This is a genomic window from Sphingomonas cremea, from assembly GCF_021502585.1.
Classification (GTDB): domain Bacteria; phylum Pseudomonadota; class Alphaproteobacteria; order Sphingomonadales; family Sphingomonadaceae; genus Sphingomicrobium; species Sphingomicrobium cremea.
Genome location: NZ_JAKFGM010000009.1, coordinates 1 through 264, shown reverse-complemented (window position 1 = coordinate 264; position 264 = coordinate 1). Strand labels below are relative to the sequence as shown.

Sequence of the window (264 nt, the reverse complement as noted above, 5' to 3'; positions counted from 1 at the left end):
GTGCCTGCCCAACGCGGCAAATGCCGACGGATGCTGCGCAATCGCGGCAAAAGCCTGCGGCTGCATGGACAACGCATGGAATGCCGAGGCATTTTGCGCGATCGCAGCGGCCGCCTGGGAATTGACGTTGGCGCGGGCCGCATAGCCGCTGAAGGCATTGGCGCTCTTCGCCGCCATCGACAACGCATTGGCATTGGCCGCGAGCGCCTTGAACGCATCGGCGTTCGAAGCAATGGCGCTAAAAGCGCTGGCCTCGCGAGAGAT

1 protein-coding gene is annotated in these 264 nt (G+C 63.6%); it reads right to left on the bottom strand.

Features of this window, described 5'->3' with window-relative positions:
- On the bottom strand, positions 1-264 hold a 264-nt coding region (locus LVY65_RS13170), incomplete at both ends, for a hypothetical protein (RefSeq protein ID WP_235068731.1).